General features: G+C 39.6%; 1 protein-coding gene. It reads left to right on the top strand.

The genetic code is table 11. The features are described from left to right. On the top strand, positions 1–1,762 hold a 1,762-nt coding region (locus CK510_RS29875; RefSeq protein ID WP_143289513.1), incomplete at its 5' end, for a CBS domain-containing protein. Positions 1,763–1,919 lie beyond the last annotated feature (157 nt).

Genomic DNA, 1,919 nt, shown 5'->3' with positions numbered 1-1,919 from the left:
ACCTCTCACAGCACGGGATGTCATGTCTTCCCCAGTTCGCAGTATCCTTCCAGAAATAACTATTGAGTCAGCACAACGAATTTTATTGCGCTACGGATATTCTGGTTTGTCGGTTGTCGATGGGGATGGCAAATTAGTGGGGATAATTTCCCGTCGTGACTTGGATATTGCTTTGCATCACGGCTTTAGTCATGCACCAGTTAAAGGTTACATGACTACTAATATCAAAACTATTACACCCGATGCCACCATGCCGCAAATTGAAGCGCTGATGGTGACATATGATATTGGACGCTTGCCTGTAATTTCCGATGGGCAATTAGTAGGAATGGTGACTCGTACAGATGTATTACGAGAATTGTATCAGAGAGAAGAAGAGAAAGAAGGGGAAAGGGAAGGAGAAAACATTAAACTTCCGACTTTGGTAGAATTGCGATCGCGTCTAACTTTACCTTTGTGGGAATTACTCACCAAAGCATCCCAAGAAGCAGAAAAACGCGGTTGGCATTTGTACTTAGTTGGTGGTGGGGTACGGGATTTATTGTTAGCAGAAGCCGCATCTGGGACTTTATTATTGAAAGATATTGACCTTGTGGTTGATGGGTTTCAAAATTCAGCCGATGCTGGTGCTGGTGTAGAATTAGCTTCATCACTACAAAAAATTTACCCTAGTGCGAGATTGGATATTCACGGAGCATTTCAAACCGCAGCCTTGTTATGGCACAAAGACCCAATACTAGATTCATTATGGGTTGATATTGCCACAGCCCGCACAGAATTTTATCCCTACCCGGCAGCAAATCCCGAAGTCGAAGCTAGTTCAATCCGTCAAGATTTATACAGAAGAGATTTTACAATTAATGCGATCGCACTCCGTCTAACTCCTCCCCGTGCAGGTGAATTATTAGATTTCTTCGGCGGATTAATCGATTTAAAAGCCAAGCAAATGAGGGTTTTGCACCCAAATAGCTTCATTGAAGACCCCACCCGTATCTATCGTGGTGTCCGGTTTGCAGTGCGTCTAGGATTTGAAATTGAACCGCAAACAGAAGGTTATATTCGCTACGCCATTAATAGTGGAGTTTATGACAAAACAGCAAGGGAAAATAGTAAAACACCCGCATTACAAACCCGTCTCAAAGCCGAATTAAAGTTAATTCTTGAAGCACCTTATTGGGAATCAGCTTTGGAATTGCTCGATAATTTGGGAGCATTACAATGTATTCATCCTACCCTTAAGTTAGATGACGAATTATTACGACAATTAAAGTTATTAGAAAAATGTTTACGAAAGTTTGACAAAGAACAAACCTTGATACATTGGCAAATGCGATTAGAAGCGATAATTGCCTACCTTGCACCTGAATATCGCGGCAAAGTCGCCAAAAATTTGCAAATACCAGAAGATAGTATTCAAAGGCTGAATAACTTATTGCGATCGCAAACTCAAGTCGAGTCTTTTTTATCAACATCACAACCTGATAGTCAAGTGGTGCAATTACTGCGGCAATATGAATTACCAACATTGATATTAATTGCCGTCCAAGCTCAACGTAAAATTCGCCGTCAAATTTGGTATTATTTTACCGTATTGCGTCACATTCAAACACCATTAGATGGTAATGATTTACGAAAAATGGGTTATAAACCTAGTCCGCAATTTCGACAAATGCTCGATGATTTGTTAGCAGCAACCTTGGATAGAGAAATTCAAGATAAAGCTGACGCAGAAAGATTTTTAAACACCAATTATCCCCAGTAATTCATTATATTAATCTATTGTAGGTTGGGTGGAGACGCATGAGAGATATATGAGGTGAATTAATAAATATATATTTGCGTCGTAACCCAACACATGATATTAAGAAAATAGAAATTATTTCAACAACCCAATAATTAAATTCAACGATAAAATTTGA

The sequence above is a fragment of the Brunnivagina elsteri CCALA 953 genome (assembly GCF_002289455.1).
GTDB lineage: Bacteria > Cyanobacteriota > Cyanobacteriia > Cyanobacteriales > Nostocaceae > Brunnivagina > Brunnivagina elsteri.
The sequence above is the reverse complement of the archived record's forward strand: the minus strand, read 5'-3'. Positions and strand labels throughout refer to the sequence as shown.